The organism is Kitasatospora sp. NBC_00315 (assembly GCF_041435095.1).
Classification (GTDB): Bacteria; Actinomycetota; Actinomycetes; order Streptomycetales; family Streptomycetaceae; genus Kitasatospora.
On sequence record NZ_CP108025.1, the window covers coordinates 4,078,891 to 4,097,948 of the forward strand.

13 protein-coding genes and 1 tRNA gene are annotated in these 19,058 nt (G+C 74.6%); 6 read left to right on the forward strand and 8 right to left on the reverse strand.

What is annotated here, in order from left to right; translation table 11 throughout:
* Positions 1-12: 12 nt before the first annotated feature.
* The 5 genes from OG823_RS16600 to OG823_RS16620 form a co-directional block, all read right to left on the reverse strand.
* Complete coding sequence (locus OG823_RS16600) at positions 13-780, reverse strand: TrmH family RNA methyltransferase (protein WP_371480343.1); 768 nt, start codon at positions 778-780, stop codon at positions 13-15.
* A 54-nt stretch (positions 781-834) separates the two neighbouring features.
* Complete coding sequence (locus tag OG823_RS16605; protein ID WP_371480344.1) at positions 835-3,003, reverse strand: FUSC family protein; 2,169 nt, start codon at positions 3,001-3,003, stop codon at positions 835-837.
* A gap of 10 nt (positions 3,004-3,013) precedes the next feature.
* Positions 3,014-4,264 (reverse strand): HTTM domain-containing protein, encoded by a 1,251-nt coding sequence (locus OG823_RS16610; RefSeq protein WP_371480345.1) that lies wholly within the window; start codon positions 4,262-4,264, stop codon positions 3,014-3,016.
* Positions 4,265-4,278: 14 nt separating this feature from the next.
* Positions 4,279-4,908 carry a DUF5819 family protein gene (locus OG823_RS16615; RefSeq protein ID WP_371480346.1) on the reverse strand — a complete coding sequence of 210 codons (630 nt, stop codon included), beginning with the start codon at positions 4,906-4,908 and terminating at the stop codon, positions 4,279-4,281.
* A 382-nt stretch (positions 4,909-5,290) separates the two neighbouring features.
* The gene (locus OG823_RS16620; RefSeq protein ID WP_371480347.1) at positions 5,291-6,556 is read right to left on the reverse strand and encodes a rhodanese-like domain-containing protein; all 1,266 of its coding nucleotides are present in this window, start codon (positions 6,554-6,556) and stop codon (positions 5,291-5,293) included.
* A 257-nt stretch (positions 6,557-6,813) separates the two neighbouring features.
* Here OG823_RS16620 and OG823_RS16625 point away from each other — a divergent pair, with 257 nt between their 5' ends.
* Positions 6,814-9,660, forward strand: coding sequence for a SpoIIE family protein phosphatase (locus OG823_RS16625; RefSeq protein ID WP_371480348.1), 2,847 nt, complete (start codon positions 6,814-6,816; stop codon positions 9,658-9,660).
* Positions 9,661-9,727: 67 nt separating this feature from the next.
* On the opposite strand, the gene OG823_RS16630 is transcribed toward OG823_RS16625, so the two are convergent.
* Positions 9,728-10,411 carry a hypothetical protein gene (locus OG823_RS16630; protein WP_371480349.1) on the reverse strand — a complete coding sequence of 228 codons (684 nt, stop codon included), beginning with the start codon at positions 10,409-10,411 and terminating at the stop codon, positions 9,728-9,730.
* 378 nt (positions 10,412-10,789) lie between these two features.
* Positions 10,790-12,778, reverse strand: a complete 1,989-nt coding sequence (locus tag OG823_RS16635) for a phosphatidylglycerol lysyltransferase domain-containing protein (protein WP_371480350.1) — start codon at positions 12,776-12,778, stop codon at positions 10,790-10,792.
* Positions 12,779-13,047: 269 nt separating this feature from the next.
* Between OG823_RS16635 and OG823_RS16640 the strand changes: the two genes are divergently transcribed.
* Both OG823_RS16640 and OG823_RS16645 read left to right on the forward strand, forming a co-directional pair.
* On the forward strand, positions 13,048-13,719 hold the full coding sequence (locus OG823_RS16640; RefSeq protein WP_371480351.1) for a response regulator: 672 nt from the start codon (positions 13,048-13,050) through the stop codon (positions 13,717-13,719).
* On the forward strand, positions 13,716-14,900 hold the full coding sequence (locus tag OG823_RS16645; protein WP_371480352.1) for a sensor histidine kinase: 1,185 nt from the start codon (positions 13,716-13,718) through the stop codon (positions 14,898-14,900). Before OG823_RS16640 ends, OG823_RS16645 begins: the two co-directional genes overlap by 4 nt.
* A gap of 143 nt (positions 14,901-15,043) precedes the next feature.
* On the opposite strand, the gene OG823_RS16650 is transcribed toward OG823_RS16645, so the two are convergent.
* Positions 15,044-15,127 (reverse strand) — tRNA-Leu (locus tag OG823_RS16650).
* A gap of 486 nt (positions 15,128-15,613) precedes the next feature.
* Between OG823_RS16650 and OG823_RS16655 the strand changes: the two genes are divergently transcribed.
* From OG823_RS16655 to OG823_RS16665, 3 genes are all read left to right on the forward strand, one after another.
* Positions 15,614-16,504 (forward strand): FhaA domain-containing protein, encoded by an 891-nt coding sequence (locus tag OG823_RS16655; protein WP_371480353.1) that lies wholly within the window; start codon positions 15,614-15,616, stop codon positions 16,502-16,504.
* A gap of 13 nt (positions 16,505-16,517) precedes the next feature.
* Positions 16,518-17,057 carry an FHA domain-containing protein gene (locus OG823_RS16660; protein WP_371480354.1) on the forward strand — a complete coding sequence of 180 codons (540 nt, stop codon included), beginning with the start codon at positions 16,518-16,520 and terminating at the stop codon, positions 17,055-17,057.
* Positions 17,058-17,287: 230 nt separating this feature from the next.
* The gene (locus OG823_RS16665) at positions 17,288-18,883 is read left to right on the forward strand and encodes a PP2C family serine/threonine-protein phosphatase (protein WP_371480355.1); all 1,596 of its coding nucleotides are present in this window, start codon (positions 17,288-17,290) and stop codon (positions 18,881-18,883) included.
* The last annotated feature ends 175 nt before the right edge of the window (positions 18,884-19,058 follow it).

Below are 19,058 nucleotides of genomic sequence, written 5' to 3' on the forward strand. Positions count from 1 at the left end.
CCTGCGCGGTTCTCAGGGCCGGCGACCCGCCATCCAGTGGAACAGTCCCATCGCCACGCTGGTCGCCAGGTTGAAGCTGGAGACGCCCGGCTGCATCGGCACCGCGACCAGCTGCGCCGCCCGCCCGCGCAGCTCGTCCGAGACGCCGTGCCGCTCCGAACCGAAGGCCAGCAGGGCGTCGTCCGGCACGGTCACCGAGCGGATGTCGTCGCCCTCCGGGTCCAGGACGAGGAGCGGCCCGGACGGCAGCTCCGCGAGGGCCAGCCGCTCCACCGCCGTCGCGAAGTGCAGCCCGGCGCTTCCCCGGACGGCGTTCGGGTGCCAGGGGTCGAGGTCCCCCGTGGTGACCACCCCGGCGGCGCCGAAACCGGCCGCCAGCCGGATCACCGCGCCGACGTTGCCGAGGTTGCGCGGGTTCTCCAGCACCACCACCGGGGCCCGGCGCGACGCCGGCGCCAGCGCGGCCAGCCGGGCCTCCCGCCCGGGCCGCACCGCCAGCGCCGCCACCCCGGTGGGGTGCGCCTTCGCCACCAGCGTGCGCAGCAGCGGGGCCGGCAGCTCCACCGCCAGGGCGGCGACGGCGGGGCTCACGTCCGGCGCGAGTTCGGCGGCCAGCGCGAGCAGCGCGGCCCGGTCGGCGGTGACCACCTGGCGGACGTCACCGCCGAAGCGCAGCGCGTGCTTCAGCGCGTGGAATCCGTCGAGCAGCACCGTGCCCGGTGCCTCGGCGCACTCGCGCCAGCTGCGTACCAACCCGGTGGCCCCGGCATCGTCGTTCATGGCAGCCACTCTCCCACCCGCGCCCGCCCGGGCGGTGTCGCGGGTCGGCGGGCCTCACTCCCGGCGCCGGCCGACGCCGCTGGGAGCGGGCGCGGGTCGGGCGGCGGGCGAACCACTCGGGCGGCCGGCGCGCCGCAGCGCCCGCTCCAGGTCCTTCAGCGCCTGCAGCAGCAGCCGGGTGGCGGAGCGCACCACCTCGATCCGGTGGCTCTCCGGAGCGGCGCGCAACCCCTTCTCCAGGGCGCTCTGGGCGTCCCGGACGGCGTCGAAGTCGACCAGCCGCCCGGTGAGCAGGGCCCCGGCGGCCAGCGCGGTGCCGTACTTGAGCTCCTCGGCGAAGTCCGCGACCCCGGGCACCGGCTCGGCGTCCGGGCCGGGCAGGTGCGCCTCCAGCAGCAGGCCGATCCGGCCGAGGTGGCCGACCGCCGCGCGGGCCTTGTCGATCTGCTTGCGGGAGACGTCCGGCAAGCGGGTGACGTTCCTGACCGGCTCGACGTCGGCCCGCTCCACCGCCAGCATCAGCTCCGAGCGGGCCTCGCGGGAGTCCAGCAGGGCGGCCCGCACCTCCTGGGCGTGGTCGGCGCCCGGCTCCCCGTAGGCCGTCAGCACCGTCGCGTTGTAACGGCCCACGGCGGCCAGCCACTCCGCCAGCCGCTCGCCGAGCCGGGCCGACTGCCAGGTCGGGAACAGCGCGTACGCGAGCAGCGCCACGCCGCCGCCGAGCGCGGTCAGCCCGACCCGCTCGAACGCCGTCTCCAGCGGATTGCCGGGCTGGAGCCCGAGCAGGAACACCACGTAGGAGGAGACACAGGCCGTCATCAGCGCGTACCCGGTCCGCAGCGTCAGATACGCCCCGCCGATGCAGAGCACGGCGAGCGCGGCCGACAGCCACTGGCCCGGGTCCAGCACCTGCACCACCAGGGTGGAGAGGACCACACCGACCATGGTGCCCGCGAGGCGGGCCACGCCCCGGCTGTAGGTCTGGGCGAAGTCGGGCCGCATCACCATGGCGGAGGTCAGCGGGGCCCAGTACCCGTGCTCGAAACCGACCAGCCGGGCCAGCAGGTACGAGACGGTGACCACTGCGCTGAGCCGCACCGCGTGCTGGAAGATCGCCGAGCGCGGCTGGAGCTGACGGCGCACGGCCCGGGCCGCCACCGGCAGCATCAGGGACAGCGGCGGCCTGCGCAGCGAGGTGCCCGCGTCGACCGCCAGACTGCTGACGGTCTCCTCGTCGTTGCCGTCCAGCGAGTCGGCGGCCCGGCGCAGCAGACCGGCCAGCCGGCGGGCGGCCCGGCGGGCGGCGCCGTGCAGCTGCGCGCCCTGCGCCGGTGCGACCAGGGTGAGCGCGGGGGCCGAGCGCGGCAGCCGCAGCGGCTCGCCGGAGCGCACCGCCCGGGTGATCGCGTCCATCGCCTCGGCCGCGGCGGCCAGCACCTCCCGGGCCCGGTCGCGCTCGGGGCCCTCCGCGGGAGCGCCGACCTTGGGGTCGGCGATGGCGGCCAGCGCCGGGCGGATGCGTTCCGCGATGCTGCGCAGCCCCCGCATCTCGGGCGGCCGGTGGCGCTCCTGCCAGGGGGTCAGGGCGGCGGCCTGACGGGCGGTGATGAAAGGCGCCGGGTCCAGGTGCGCGACCGGGTCGTGCCGCAGCCGGCGGGCGTAGTCGGCGAGCTCCGCGTAGGTGTCGGCGAGCGCCTCGCGCTGGGCGGTCCAGCTGCCGACCGGCCAGAGCGTGATCACCAGGGCCTGGGCCGCACCGCCGAGCGCGCAGACCAGACCGTGCCCGAGCGCGGTGGACACGCTGACCGGCAACTGCACGACGACCAGCATCACCGCGACGGTGGTGGCGGCGACGACACCCGCGGTGCGGCCGATCGCCCACATCAGCCCGGCGCCGAAGGCCCAGAGCGCCAGCAGGACGGGAAAGGCCCCGGGAACGCCGACCGCCAGATAGCCGAGGAAGGTGCTGACGCCCAGCCCGGTACCGGCCGCCACCGCGATGGTGGGGCGGGGCCGGAAGCTGCGCTGGAAGGTCGCGGTACCGGCGATGAAGGCGCCCATCGCGGCGGAGGTGGCCAGCCTGGGGCCGCCCACGGCGAGGGTCGGGAAGATCACCACCGCGACGGCCAGCGCACCGCGCGCCGCCCGTCGGGGGTTGGTCAGGGCCCGGTCCAGGGTCAGGCCGGTCCGTGCGGTGTCGCGAAGGGCCGCCAGCCAGGACATAACGGACAGCTTAGGGCAGCGGTGACGGCCGGGCAGGACAGCGGCCGGTGCGGCCGACCAGGTCCCCGATCCGCAGCAGCGCGGCGGTGGGCAGGAAGACCGCGTCCGCCGCGATCATCGCCAGGGAGAACACCGGCAGCCCGAGCACCACCGCGATGGCCGCGTGCTCGGCCATCATCACCACCAGGAGCACGTTCTTGACCCGCCGGTCGAGCAGCGTGAACGGGAACGCCACCTGGACCGCCACCGTCCCGTAGGTGATCAGGAACACCGGCAGCAGCGCCGAGCCGAGCAGCCCCGACAGCCAGGGCCAGGGAGCGAAGTAGTCCAGGTGCAGCGGGTAGTAGAGGGCCGTGCCGTCCTGCCACCGCGAGCCCTGCACCTTGTACCAGCCGGCCGTCGAGTAGATCAGCACCACCTCGGCGGCGATCACCAGCAGCGCGCAGTTGTGCACCATGGTCGCGACCGCGTCCAGGACGGCGCGCGGCTCGCCGCCGGGCCACCACCGGTTGACGGCGTACCAGAGGCCGGCCACCGCCCACAGCGCCCAGAGCGCGGTGGCGGGCGACAGGTACGGTCGTGCCGGTGAGAGCCGGTCCAGGGTGGTGCCGGAGAAGCCGCCGAACTGGGCCGCCGTCAACGCGGCGCCGAGCACCGCCCAGAGCAGCACCCCGACCGCGTCCCGGCCGGTCCGCCGGCGGCGGGCGTCCAGCGACCAGACCGTCGCGCACCGGGTGAGGAGCAGGTAGACGGCCATCACGTGCAGGACGTTGTCCCCGCCGTCGCCGACGAACACGTTGCGGTTCTGCAGCGACAGCACGGTGACCGCCAACAGCACGCCGCTCGCCCTGGTCCGCCAGCCGAGCACCACCAGCACGGCGGCGAGCACGGCCAGGTGGTAGACCAGCTCGAACCAGAACCGCCCCCCGAACCAGGGCAGCACGGTGAACGCGCCGTTGTCGGCCAGCAGCCTCCCGGCCAGCTCGGGCGACCAGGGCGAGAGGTCGCCGTACAGCACCCGGCGCTCGGGCCACTCGCGGAGCAGGAAGGCCAGCCAGGCCAGGCCGAAACCGATCCGCACCGCAGCGGCCTGGTACGGGCCCAGCACCCGGCCGGTGAACAGCGCGAACGCCCGGGCGAGGGCGGCCGGGGCGGCCGGCCCCCCGCCTGGCCGGGCCGGCCCCCCGTCGGCGAACGGCGAACCGCCCGGCTGACGGGGGATGCCGACCACCCGCTGCCGGTCCGGCGAGGTCCCGCTCACGCCGGCGGTCCCGCTCACGCCAGCCCCCGGTAGTCCTCGTCGTCGACCGGCCACCAGGGCAGCTCCCGGGGCGCCGTCGCGACCGGCTCGCTCTCACCGCTCCAGGGCGGCGGGGCGACGGCCGTGGTGGTGGCACGGAACTGGATCTCCAGGATCCGCTCGCCGTCGGCGGTGCGCCCGATCCGCTGCAACGCGATCCGCTTGAGGTACTCCTCCGCGAGCTTGCCGCGCGGGGTGCTCAGCGCGCCGTCCGGCCCGGTGTGTGTGCCGTCGTAGAAGTCCCAGGCGCGGCGCAGCAGGTTCTGGTCACCGTGGCCGGGCGCCGGGTTGCCGCGGATCGCCGCGATGTCCTGTGCGGTGAGCCCGATCCAGTCGTGGGTGCGGGTCTCCCCGCCCGGGACGACGGTGCGCACCCGGGCGTCCACGCTGATGTTCTGCTGCAGCGGGTTGGGCGCGAACAGCTTCCAGTTCTGCTCGAACTCCGGGTAGACGACGGCGTCGACCTGCGCGCGGTACTCCCGGGAGAGCGAGTTGGCGGGCGCGACGTGCAACAGGATCGCCCCGAGGAAGAGCGCGGTGGCGCCGATCAGCAGGGCCGCCGTCAGGCCGAGCACCACCAGGGCGGGGGTCGACCAGGCCCGCACTGGGCCGGCGTCGGCCGGTCGCGGCCGGGACGGCGCCGGCGGCCCCGCGGCCGGCTCCGCCGACTCGGCCGGCGGTCCGGCGGTGGTCGGCGCCATGCTCCCCCCGGGTGCTCGGTCGCGTCCCGGCGGTGGTGCCCCGACGCGCCCGCCCATCTTGCCCCACCGCCCCTGGGCACCCGTCCTGGACGGCCCGGCCCCTCAGCGGGCCCTCCGGCCGGTCCGCCCCGGGGCACCGGCCGGGGCCGGGAGGGCCGGGGCCGGGAGGGCCGGGGCCGGGAGGGCCGGAGCCGGGTCGGCCGGAGCCGGAGCCGGGTCGGATCAGCCCGGCTCGGCCCGGCTCAGGCCCGGCTCAGGCCCGGCTCAGACCCGGCCGGACGGATCGCTAGAGAACGAAGGCCTGGCCACCGCCGCTGCCCACCATCGGCCGGCCGGCTGCCTCCCAGGCGTACATCCCGCCGTCCACGTTGACCGCCTCACGCCCCTGCTGCACCAGGTACTGCACGACCTGGGCGGAGCGCCCGCCGACCCGGCACAGCACGTACAGCTTCTCCTCGGGCAGTTCGCCGAGCCGGGCCACCACCTCGCCGATCGGGATGTGCAGCGCGCCGTCCACGTGGCCGGCGTCCCACTCGTCCTGCTCGCGGACGTCGAGCAGCGCGGCGTCGGCCGGGACGGAGACGGCGTCGGTGGTGGGGATCTGGGCGAACATCGTCTGGGTCTCCTGGGTCTGGTGGTCGGTGGTGCGGCCTGCCGCCGGGCGGTCGTGCGCCGGGCGGTCGTGGGCCGGGCGGTCGTGGGCCGGGTGGTCGTGGGCCGGGTGGTCGTGACCGGCCAGCAGCCGGTCCAGTTCGGCCTGCTGGGCGGCCGCCTTGCCGAGCAGCTGCTCGGCGAGCTCCTCCAGCAGCCGGTCCGGATCCTGGGGGGCCAGCGCGAGCAGCTCGCCCATCGCGGTGTTCTCCAGCCTGACCTGCTCGGCCGCCACCTCGGCGATCTTCCCACCGAGCCACTCCAGCCGCTGGCGCAGCCAGGCCGGCCGGTCCGGCGAGTCGGCGGCGGGCGCGGCCTCCGGGTCGGTGGACCACTCCTCGGCGAGCTGCTCCAGCGCCAGGGCGTCGCCGTGCGCGTAGGCCTCGTTGACCCGGGCGATGAAGGCGGAGCGGCGCCGCTGCTCGACCGGGTCGGTGGACAGGTCGGGGTGGGCCCGGCGGGCCAGGTCGCGATAGATCCGCTGGGCGTCCTTGCCGGGACGCACCCGGGTCGGCGGCTGCGGCTGCGCCGCGGGCGGAAGGCGACCCTCGTCCTCGGCCTGCTCCCGGACCTGGGCCGTGACGTCGGCGATGTCGCTGAAGAGGGCGTCCAGGTCGGGCAGGTCGTCCACCCGGCGGCGGGCCTCGGCGGCGCGGCGGGCGTCCTCGGGGTGGCCGCTGCGGGCCGCGACGGCCTCCGCGATCAGCGCGTCCAGCTCGTCGAGGCGGGCGTACAGCGGGCCGAGGAGCTGGTGGTGGATCAGGGCGAAGTTGTCGATCTCGACCCGGAGGGTCTGCACGTCGACGTCCAGGGTGAGCCAGGCGAGCTCGGTGGCGGCGACCCGCTCCTCCAGCTCCTGCCGCTCGGGGTCCGACCAGCGGACGGGGCTCTGCGCGGTCACCTTCTCGCCTCATGTCTCGTCGCTGTCCGGTCCGCCAGCGTACCGCGCGCGCCTTGCTCCAATCGGGTGGACAGGATGTACGTGACGGCGCACGCTGGGTGACACGCAACCGATACTTGGGAATCTCACCGTTTAGCTTTCAGTCCAGACCCTCTCCGTGCTTCGCTGGAACCGCTGGAACCGGCAGAGCACGCCGCCCCACCACACAGACGGGCCACCTCTCAGGCGCGGCGGCCAGGCGGGAGCAGATCGAATCCATGGTGGACGAGCCCAACCCGACAGCGAGTCCGGGCGCCGTCGCGCCCGCAGCAGCAGCCCTGGACGCGACCGCCGACCGGGACGACCCGTCGTCAGGGGTGGCGGCCCTCCTCCGGCTCGCCGCCGTACTGGTGGACGAGGACGGCCGGATCGTCCAGTGGAACCGGGCGGCCGAGGAGCTGTTCGGCCACCGCGCCGAGGTCGCGCACGGCCGCGCCGCCTCCGGGCTGCTGCCCGCCGTCGAGCCGCGCACCGGCGCCTGGGCCCTTCCCGGCCACGGCCTCGTCCGAGCACCCGCCGGGCGGCGCTGCGACGCCTTCGACACCCTGGACGACCTCACGCAGCTGGACACCCCCTGGGCGGGGGCGATGACCGTCACCGACCGCGAGGAGCGCCAGCGCGACGTGCTCTGGTGGGCGTACCCGCTGATCGAGCCCGCCGGACGCAGCCTGCTGGCGCTGGCCGCGGACGCGCGCCCGCTCCGCTCGGGCGGCCCCCGGATCGCGGTGGGCGAGCGCCTGCTGCCCTACGCCGCCACCGCCACCGCGCAGGGCGGCTTCAAGCGACTCGGCGCGATCTTCACCGCGCCCGGCCAGGGCTCCTCCGGCCGGCTGGCCGCACTGCTGCCCCACGCCTCGCCCGAACGCCGGAGCCGGCTGCTGACACAACTCGTCCGGGCCGGGCTGCCCGCCCTGCGGGTGGACCCGACGACGACCCTGCCCGTCCTGCCGTACGAGCCGCCGGCCGCCGGCACGGCCCGCGCGGCCGCGGGTCTCGGCCGCCGCTACCCGACCCCCCAGCAGCGCGCCGCCCGCCTCGGCCAGGCCAGGGCGGACGCCGTGGGCGCGGGGCGGCGCGGCGACAACGGCGGGCCGGCCCTCCGCAACGGCGCCGTGCCGGGACTGCGGGTGGTGCCGTCCACCGGCCCCGGCTCCGTACCGGGCCAGCGCGAGGCCGCCCGTGCCACCGGGCCCGACGCGGCCGCCCAGGACACCACGGCCCCCGACCCGTCCGTACCGGCCGGCGCACCGGCCCCGCCCGAAGGAGGCGTCGCCATCGAGCCGGCCGCCGCCCAGCCCACCACCGACGGTCACCTCCCCCGGCCCGCGCCGGCCCCGGCCGGAGCCGTCGGCGGCTCCCCGACGGGCCAGCCCGTGCCGATCCTCACCAACGGCCAGGCGGGCGAGCAGCTCGCCCTGCTGAACGAGGTCGGCGGCAAGGTCGGCACCACGCTGGACCTGCACGCCACCGCCCGTGAGCTCTGCCAGGTACTCGTCCCCCGGGTCGCCGACTTCGCGTGCGTCGACCTGCTGGACGGGCTGATCTCCGACGCCGAGCTGCCCGCCGCCCGCCCGGACGACGACACCATGCTGCGCCGGGTCGCCCGCACCTTCAACGAGGTGGCGGGGGAGTGGGACCACGTCCTGGAGGAGGGCGCCCTGCTGGCCATGCCGCGCAGCACCCCGCCCGGAATGGCACTGCAGCTCAACCAGCCGGTGCTGGTCCCGGTGATCAGCCCGGACGTCGCCGTCGACTACGCCGCCTCGCTGGGCGGCCCGGGGCTGGTCCCCGTGGTGACCGGCCGCTCGATGCTGGTGCTGCCGCTCGCCGCCCGGGGCAACGTGATCGGCATCCTGAAGCTGCTGCGGCTGCCCGACCGCGCCTGCTTCGACGAGGGCGACGCCGCCACCCTGAAGGAGCTGGCCGCCCGCGCCGCGCTCTCGCTGGACAACGCCCGCCTGCACCGCGCCGAGGCCAGGGTCGCCACCACCCTGCAGCGGTCGATGATCCCGACCCGCCCGCCGCGGATCCCCGGCGTGCAGATCGCCCACCGCTACCTGCCGGGCGACCCCCGGGCGGAGGTCGGCGGGGACTGGTTCGACGCGATCCAGCTGCCCGGCAGCCGGGTCGCCCTCGTGGTCGGCGACGTGATGGGCCACGGCCTGCACTCGGCCGCCGCGATGGGCCGTTTCCGTACCGCGATGCAGACCCTGGCCGCCCTGGACCTCCCGCCCGGCCAGCTGCTGCGCCACCTGGACAACCTGGCCCACAAGCTCGGCGACGACCATCTGGCGACCTGCCTGTACGCGGTCTACGACCCGATCAACCGCACCTGCGAGCTGGCCAGTGCCGGCCACGTCCCGCCGGTGCTGGTCCACCCGGACGGCACCGGCGAACTGCTGGAGATCCCGGCCGGAGCACCGATCGGGGTCGGCGGCGTGCCGTTCGTCGCGAAGAAGATCGACGTGTCGGACGGGTCGATGCTGGTGCTCTGCACGGACGGTCTGGTCGAGGTCCGGGGCAGTGACATAGGAGCCGGGCTGGCCGCGCTCTGCGGCAATCTGATCGACCCCAAGCAGACCCCCGAGCAGGCCTGCGACGTCGTCCTGGACCGGCTGCACTCGGACGACCGCAAGGACGACGTCGCCCTGCTGGTCGCCCGCTTCGACGGGGTCGCCCCCAGCGAGGTCGCCACCTGGGACCTCGCGGTGGACACCGCCGAGGTGCGCCGGGCCCGCGCGCTGGTCCGCGAGCAGCTGGCCGCCTGGCACCTGGAGGCGATCGCCGACACCACCGAGCTGCTGGTCAGCGAGCTGGTGACGAACGCCGTCCGGGTCGCCCGGGACCGGGTCAGGCTGCAGCTGATCCGGGTGGACAAGCTGCTGGTGGAGGTCAGCGACGACAACCACAACCTGCCCTCGCTGGAGCCCGCCGAGGAGCTCGGCGAGACCGGCCGGGGGCTGAACCTGGTCACCAAGCTGGCCGAACGCTGGGGCTCGGCCCGCAAGGCGGTCGGCAAGGTGGTCTGGTTCGAGCTGCCGCTGCCGCGGGCCGCCCGCGACTGACCCCCGGCCGGGGCCGGCGACCGGGGCCGGCGACGGAGCGGCAGCCGGGCCGGACGGCGGCCTCGGATCAGGGGCTGACCGCGGAGGCGTGCCGGCGGGCGTCCGACGCCCGCGAGGCGGCCGCCGCGATGCTGGTGGCGGCCGCGACCCCGGCCAGCACCCGGGGCCAGTAGTCCCCGAAGACCTCCACCGCGGCGGCGATCAGTGCCGCCGCCAGCAGCGCGACCACGTGCTCCAGGCCGGCCAGGTTCGGCAGCACGACCGCCTCCCCCACCATCACCGCCAGCACGGCGGCACCGGTGAACCAGGCCCGGCAGCGGAACGCGACGCAGAGCGCGAGCGCCACCACGGCGGCGGACGGTCCGGTGTCGCGCACGTGCGCCACCCAGCGCGGGAAACCGAAGAGGTGATCCGGCCCGATCGCCACCGCGAACCGGGCGAAGAGCGTCCCGGCGAGGGTGCAGGCGTACGCGATGAGCAGGGTCAGCCGGCGCCCGAGCACGATCTCGGCGACCCCGAAGACCAGGAACACCTGGACCAGCGCGCCCCAGACCGGCAGATCGAGCGCGGGCACGTACAGCGACAGCGGGGTGCGCAGCAGCGAGACGCCCAGCGGCAGCGAGGCCTTGACCACGCCGACGTGGGTGACGAATCGCTCCCCCCCTGGCACGTGCTGGACGACGCTGAACAACAGGACGAGGAACGTCGCCGCCGTGGCCACCGGAACGGCCGCGAGCCGCTTTCGCGCCACCCGCTCCCGGACGATCCCGACCAGCGGCCCCCACTCTGCGACAACGGCCCGTCGGGCAGATGCCCACGGCCCCTTTCGCACGCCCCCCGCGTGGGTCCTCTCCATCACAGTCGTCGCTCCGTTTCCGATACTCCCCGAACCTCTACCACCACTCAACATTAGAAGGCGGCAGATGAATCCTCATCGGCATTTGTGCCGAACCACTGTCATCCTCAAGTGGGAGATTCCCGGCCGGAGCACCGTCATTCGGGTTACATCCACGGGACTACCCGGTCATTCGGCCCGGACGGTTCCGGGCATGCCTTTCGGCGGGCCGCCAATCCCGACGGCCCGCCCCGCGGGGCGGTCGTGGCCGCCCTCCGCCCCCCGGCGGAGGGTCTACCCCTTCCCACTGCTTTCCGCCACCGGCACCCGGGGACCCGCGACTGCGGAACGGGCGTGTCGGCGACGGAACAGAGCGGGCAGGCTCGGTGCGGTGATGAATCCCTCGGCGCGGGCACTGGCGATGCCGATCCGCGGAATCTCGCTGCTCTTCTCGAAGAGCAGATAGCGCGGCTCCCAGATCGGGCGGTACTTCGCGTTGGCCCGGTAGAGGGATTCGATCTGCCACCAGCGGGAGAAGAAGCCCAGCACCGAGCGCCACAACCGGAGAACCGGCCCCGCGCCCAGTTTCGATCCGCGCTCGAAGACCGAGCGGAACATCGCGAAGTTCAGCGAGACCCGTTCCAGCTCGACCTCCTCCGCGCGCTGGAGAAGTTCGATCACCATGAACTCCATCAGGCCGTTCTCGGTGTCGCGCGCACGGCGCATCAGATCCAGCGAAAGGCCCTTCTCCCCCCAGGGCACGAAGCTCAGCAGCGCCTTCAGCTCGCCGTCCCCGTCATGGCACTCCAGCATCACGCAGCGTCCGTCGCCGGGGTCGCCGAGCCGGCCGAGCGCCATCGAGAAGCCGCGTTCGGTGGCCCCGTCCCGCCAGTGGTCCGCCCGCTCGACCAGCTCGGCCATCTCGCACTCGGGAACGTCGTCGTGGCGCCGGATCCGTACGGTGTACCCGGCTCGCTTGACCCGGTTGTACGCCTGCCGGACCACTCGCATCGCACGGCCGTCCAGCGAGAACTCGTCCAGCTCGACGATCGCCTCGTCGCCCAGCTCCAGCGCGTCCAGGCCGTGCCGGGCGTAGATCACCCCGGCCTCCTCGGAGGCGCCCATCACGGCCGGCGCCCAGGCGTGCTCGCGGGCCTCGGTCAGCCAGGCGTCGATCGCCCCGGGCCACGCCTCCGGATCACCGATCGGGTCGCCCGAGGCCAGCGAGACCCCGCCGACCACCCGGTACGTCACCGCCGCCTTGCCGCTGGGGGAGAAGACCACCGCCTTGTCCCGGCGCAGCGCGAAGTAGCCGAGCGAGTCCCGCTCGCCCTGGCGCTCCAGCAGGGCCCGCAGCCGGGCCTCGTCCTCCGGGGTGAGCAGTTCCTTGTCCCGCGGGCTGCGGAACGCCACGTAGATCACCAGCAGGAAGAGCACCGCGCTCATCGCGTTGATGACGGCGTTCACCCAGGTCGACACGGAGATCACCGAATCGAGGTGCTGGGAGGGCGCGACCGTGACCATCCGGCCCAGCGAGTAGCGGAACAGATCCCAGAACTGCGCGCCGGTGAGGCTGTTGTTCAGCCAGACCAGGAACGATCCGATGCCCGCGCCGACCAGCAGCCCGGCCACGAAGGTCGCCGCCGCGGTCTTGGGGTTGGAACGGTCCCCCTTGGAGGTGAACTCCTTGCGGCTGACCAGCAGCGACAGCAGGAACAGGCCGGTCAGCGTGATGGAGAACCAGTTGAACGGGTGCCCGACGTAGTCGTAGCCGTCCTCCGGCAGCGCCATCAGCAGCACGTACACCAGGAAGGTCACGCCTCCCAGTGCCACGTTGAAGATCCAGGCGGCCCGCTTGCGCCGCCGCATGGCGACGGCGAGGAAGACCGACAGGACGACCGAGCTCAGCCCGGCCGTCATGAGGTACGGGGTGAAGTACTCCCCCTCGTTGTGGTCCTGCACCTGGTCCCGGAAGGGCACCGCGAGAACGGTCACCAGGTTGAGCAGGGCCAACAGGCGCAGGTACCAGACCGTCGCCGCCGCGGCCCGTGGGCGCCAGCGTGCGAGAAGTCCGGTCCGGCCCTCGACGGGTGGTGCGGTGGACGGCTCCGGCTTCACAGTGGACGACACAGCTCTATTCCAAACGATCAGATGGTGGGGCGCATCCGCACGACCGGGCACCGGGCACCGGCGCCGGGCGTTCGCACCGGCCGTCGGCGCGGGTGTCCGTGCCGCACATCGGCACCGGCCCGTCCGCACAGGCCGCCCTCGCCTGGGTGGCATCCCGCCCGGCCGACGCCGGCAGGTGCCGCTCACTACCATCGTGGCCCACCAGGGATGAGAAATTCATGAACCGGGCAGCGGATTCCCACCCCCGCCGTTCGGCGGGGGTGGCCGCCCGGGGCCGGCCCCGGCGGCCCGCGCCGGGCCGGGGCCCGGCGCCAGGGCCTAGGCTCGGAGCGCGCCCGGCACACCCCCGCCCACCCCGGCGGCCCGGCCGGCCCCACGGCGGCCCGCTCCCGGCCGCACCGACCCGACCCGAGGAGGGACCCATGGCGACGACCCGTGTGCTGATCGTGGACGACGAGATCCTGGTCCGCTCCGGCCTGGGTCTGATCGTCGGATCGGCCCCCGATCTGGAGGTGGTCGGCGACTGCTCCGGGCTGCGGGCCGAGGAGGAGGTGCTGCGGCTGCGCCCCGACGTGGTGCTGCTCGACATCCGGATGCCCGACCTGGACGGCATCTCCGCGCTCCGGCTGCTGCGGGCGCTGCCGGAGCCGCCCGCGGTCGCGATGCTCACCACCTTCGACACCGACGAGTACATCGGCACCGCGCTGCGGGCCGGAGCGGCCGGCTTCCTGCTCAAGGACACCGCTCCGGAGCAGCTGGTGCACGCCGTCCGGGTGCTGGCGGCGGGCGGCAGCATCCTCTCCCCCGCCGTCACCCGCACCGTGATCGGCGGATACGTCGACGGCGGCGGACCGGACGCCGAGGCCGCCGCGCGCACCCGCACCCTCACCGGCCGCGAGCTGGACGTGCTGGCACTGCTCGGCGAGGGCCTGTCCAACGCGGAGATCGCCGACCGGCTGTTCCTCGGCACCGGCACCGTGAAGGACCACATCTCCGCGATCCTGGGCAAGCTCGGCGCCGTCAACCGCGTCCAGGCCGCCGTGGTGGCCCACCAGGCGGGCCTGGCCGGTCCGCGGCACCGCGGGGACGTGTGACCACCACAGCGGCCGGTGCCCGCCCGGCCGCGGCGGGCCGCCGGCGCGCCCGGCTGACCGCTCCCTGGCTGATGCTGCTGCTGCCGGTGCTGTTCTCCCTGGTCGACGCCGCGCTGGTGGCCAAAAACGCCTCCTGGTGGGAGAACGGCCTGTCCGTCCTGGCAGCCGCGGCGCTGCTGCTGCGGCGGCGCGTGCCGGTCCTGGTGCTGCTGCTGACGCTGCCGGGCAGCTTCCTCGACTACATCTGGATCGCGCCGGTCACCGCGGTGTACTCGGTGGCCGCGCACCGGGCCAGGGTCGGGGTGAGCGCGCTCTGGGCGACCGTCTTCGCCCTCGTCGAGTTCTTCCACTGGCCGCTCGCCGACCACCCGCTGGCGCTGGACCGGGACAACGCCCTGTACGCGATCCAGTGCGTGATGCTCGCGGCGGGACCGGCGGCCCTCGGGCTGCTCGCCCGTACCCGGCGGGAACTCGCGGCCCGGCTGGACGAGCTGACCCGGGGCCAGGAGCGGGAGAGCAGGCTGCTGGCGGAGCGGGTCCTGACCAGCGAGCGCGGCCGGCTGGCGCGCGAGATGCACGACGTGGTCTCCCACCAGGTCAGTCTGATCAGCATCCAGGCCGGCGCCCTCCAGGTCAGCAGCGGCGACCCCGCCGCCGTGGCCACCGCCCGCACCATCCGCGAGCTGTCCGTCCGCACCCTGGAGGAGCTGCGCCAGATGGTCGGGGTGCTGCGGGCCGCCGGGGCCCGCGGTGACGTACCGCTCGCGCCGCAGCCCCGGCTCGCCGATCTGGGCCGGCTGATCGAGGAGAGCGGGCTGGCCGCCGAGAGCGAGATCCGGGCCGACGACCGCCTCTGGCCGGAGGCCGTCGAGCGGGCCGCCTACCGCACGGTGCAGGAGGCGCTCACCAACGTCACGAAGTACGCGCCCGAGGCGCCCGTCCGGGTCCGGGTCACGGCCGTCGGGGCCCGGCTTCGGGTCGAGGTGCGCAACGGACCGCCGCCGGACCGCCCGGAGGCGCCGGGCCCGGAGGTGACGGGGGAGCGAACGCTGCCGGGCGGCGGCCACGGGCTGGTCGGCCTGCGCGAGCGGGCGCAACTGCTCGGCGGCACCCTGACCGCCGGACCGACCGGCGAGGGCGGCTTCGAGGTCCGCGCGGATCTGCCGGCCACCCGCGACTGAGAAAGCTCCGGGCCGGGCCGGCGCGAAGGGCCCGGCCGCAGGGTGGCCGCCCTCCGTCGGCCCGGCCGGCGGAAGGACTGGCGGCACGACTGGCGGCACGACAAAAAAACCCCGCAGATCCGAAGATCTGCGGGGTTTCGCTGTGCGCGAGGGGGGAGTTGAACCCCCACGCCCTTTCGGGCACTGGAACCTGAATCCAGCGCGTCTGCCTATTCCGCCACCCGCGCATGGGTGTTGTCGTAGATGCTAGCCCATCCTCCGACCCGCTCCGCGCCGTCTCCGGTGTTTCGCTGGCCTTCGGCTCGGCTCCCTTGCGGGCGCCCCTTCCGACATGCAAAACATTAGCACGCCCCCGGGGCTACCTCCGAATCCCTTTCCCCGGGCCGCCCGCGCACCGCCCCTCCAAGATCACCCGGAACCTCTCCCGGAAGCGGACCGCATCCGAACGGCTGCCCCGCGAACAGGCGAGCGAGGGATGAGCCGGGCCACAGCCGGGTAGCCCTGCCATGGCGGCGACCGGCGCGGGCCGGCGCGGGGCCCGGCGGTGGACGCGGTGTGCGCAACCCCACCCCCGGGTACGACGCGGTCCGGGAACCGTACGGATGGCCCGGGCGTGGATACGATCAGTACGGAAGTACCGCAAGTAGGCGCGACCGGATCTCCGCGATCCGTTCCGCGGACAAGCGAACCGAGCCCTAGGAAGGGGGTGCCCCGTGGGAGTCCTGAAGAAGTTCGAACAGCGGCTTGAGGGTCTCGTCAACGGCACCTTCGCCAAGGTGTTCAAGTCCGAGGTCCAGCCGGTGGAGATCGCCGGTGCGCTCCAGCGCGAGTGCGACAACAACGCCACCATCTGGAATCGCGACCGCACCGTCGTGCCCAACGATTTCATCGTGGAGCTCAGCCCGCACGACCACGAGCGCCTCAGCCCCTACTCCGGCCAGCTGGGCCAGGAGCTGGCCGGCATGGTGCGCGAGTACGCCGAGGCGCAGCGCTACAGCTTCATGGGACCGCTGCAGGTCAACCTGGAGAAGGCGGACGACCTCGACACCGGCCTGTACCGGGTGCGCAGCCGCACGCTGGCCGCCGAGGAGCCCCAGCAGTTCCAGCAGCAGTCCCCGCAGTCCCCGGGCGGCCAGCCCGGTTACGGCCGCCCGCCGGCCGCGGCCACCCCCGGTGCGCCGTGGCAGCAGCAGCCGGCCCCGGCCCCGTACGCCCCTCCGCAGGCCCCGACCATGCCGCCCACCCTGCCCCCGCCGCCCTCGCACCAGCCCGCGGCGGGCGGAAACGTCCGCCCGTTCCCCGGCGCGGGTCACGGCGGCACGGCGGTGCGGCGCTGGATCGAGGTCAACGGCTCCCGGCACCAGATCACCGGGAACGCCTGTGTCCTGGGCCGTTCCACCGAGGCCGACGTGCGCATCGACGACCCCGGGGTGTCCCGCAAGCACGCCGAGATCCGCCCCGGCACCCCCTCGATGGTGCTCGACCTCGGGTCGACCAACGGCATCGTGGTGGACGGACAGCACACCCAGCGCGCTACGCTCCGCGACGGCTCGCGAATCGTCGTGGGCTCCACCACCATCGTCTACCGACAGGTCGAAGGGTAGAAGCGGGCCACTTATGTCAGAACTGACCCTGACGGTCATGCGGCTGGGCTTCCTCGCCGTGCTGTGGCTGTTCGTCATCGTCGCGGTCCAGGTGATCCGCAGCGACCTCTTCGGCACCAAGATCAACCCGCGCTCCTCCCGGCGGGCCGCCACCGCGCAGGCCGGACCGGGCACCGCGCCACCCGGCCGGCCCGCCCAGGGCCCCGGTCAGGCGCAGGGCCAGTCGGCCCCGCCCGCCGCCCCCGCGCGGCGCCGGGGCGCCCCCACCCAGCTGGTGGTGGTGCAGGGTTCGCTGGCCGGCACGACCGTCGCGCTGCAGGGGCAGACGATCACCCTGGGCCGGGCGCACGACTCCACCATCGTGCTGGACGACGACTACGCGTCCTCCCGTCATGCCAGGATCTACCCGGATCAGACTGGGCAGTGGACGGTGGAGGATCTAGGCTCCACCAACGGCACCTATCTGGACCGGCAGCGCCTCACGGCGCCCACGCCGCTCCAGCCGGGCATGCCGATCCGTATCGGCAGGACCGTCATCGAACTGCGGAAGTAGTAGCGCATGAGGGAGAACATCCCGTCCGTGACCGGCCGGGACGGCGGCAGCACCGCTGTCGCCGCCGTGCGCGACCGTTCCCGTGGAACGGGCCGTGGTCGTGGCGACGCCCGGAGTCGGGGCACGGAGGCCAGGAGCGAGCTTGGCACGGGGGCGACCCCGGCCGGAGGGTGGGGGAGGACTGTGAGCTCCGCGCCCGGCGAAGCCGCGATGCGAAACGAGGCGGGGGAATGAGCCTCGTACTGCGCTTCGCCGCCGGCTCCCACAAGGGACTGATCCGGGAGGGGAACGAGGACTCCGGCTACGCCGGCCCGCGGCTGCTGGCCGTGGCCGACGGCATGGGCGGGGCGGCGGCCGGCGAGGTCGCCTCCTCCGAGGTCCTCGGTTCGATCGTCCGTCTCGACGAGGACGTGCCCGGCGCCGACCTGCTGACCCTGCTCGGCGACGCCGTCCAGGGCGCGAACGACCGGCTGCGCCAGATGGTCGACGAGGATCCGCAGCTGGAGGGCATGGGCTGCACCCTGACCGCGATGCTCTGGACCGGCCAGCGGATGGGCATGGTGCACGTCGGCGACTCCCGCGCGTACCTGCTGCGCGACGGCTCGCTGACCCAGATCACCCAGGACCACACCTGGGTGCAGCGCCTGGTGGACGAGGGCCGGATCACCCCGGAGGAGGCCGAGACCCACCCCCAGCGCTCCCTGCTCATGCGCGCGCTGGACGGCCGCGGCCAGGTCGAGCCCGACCTGTCGATCCGCGAGGTCCGCGCCGGCGACCGCTACCTGATCTGCTCCGACGGCCTCTCCGGCCCGGTCAGCCACCAGACGCTGGAGGAGACGCTCGGGAGCTTCTACTCCCCCGAGCAGACCGTCCAGGCGCTGATCCAGCTCGCCCTGCGCGGCGGCGGCCCGGACAACATCACCTGCATCGTCGCGGACGTGATCGACGTCGGCGCCACCGACACCCTCAGCGGTCAGCACCGGGACGTCCCCGTGGTGGTCGGCGCGGTCGCCGAGACCCCGCCCTCGTCCACGGCCGCCGACCAGTCGATCCTGAACACCCCGGCCGGCCGCGCGGCCGGCCTCGGCCGCCCCCCGCAGGGCGCCTTCGGCCCCGCCGAGGGCTACGAGGGCGGCTACGGCGCCGCACCCGGCGGCTTCGGCCCGGCCGAGGGCTACGAGGGCGCCTACGGCGCCACCGAGCCCGCCGGCTACGGCCCGGAGGACGACGAGGAGGGCGCCCCCCGCAAGGGCAGGTGGGCGAAGCGCTCGATCATCGCCGTGGTCACCCTGGGCCTGCTCGCCGGCGCCGGCTACTTCGGCTGGCGCTGGACCCAGGACCAGTACTACGTCGGCGTGGACGGCGACCACGTCGCGGTGTTCCAGGGCGTCAACCAGAGCCTGGCCGGGCTGAGCCTCTCCTCCGTGCACGAGTCCTTCGGCGACGTCCAGGTCAAGTTCCTGCCGCAGGACCAGCGCACCCACGTGAGCAACACGATCACGGCCACCAGCCTGACCGACGCCACCGACAAGGCGAAGCAGTTGCAGGAGCAGGCCGCGGTCTGCCGCAAGGTCTCCCAGGGCGCGACGACGGCGCCCTCCGCCGCTCCCGAGCCCGGCGCCTCGGCCTCGGCCTCGCCCTCGGCGGCGGCCTCGCCGAGCGCCGCGCTCAGCCACGCCGGGGTCGCCCCGGCGCCGGCGGCCTCGCCCTCGCCCTCGGCTCCCGCCACCACCGCACCGGCCGATCCGGCCGCCCCGCAGCAGACCGACGTGCCGACGCTGACCGAGGAGGAGAAGCAGAAGGCCACCTCCTGCCCGACGCCGTGACGGCGGACGGTCTCCGCCCGGCCGGGCACCCTCCGGCCGGGCACCGCGTTCAGCACCAACCGAGCAGTACCGGCTCCGCCCAGCGCGGGCCTGCCAGCCGTCGGGGAGCGGCCACCACGTGAGCACCTATGACCTGAGCAGCGGCCAGGGCGGCCGGCCCGGCGAGCAACCACCC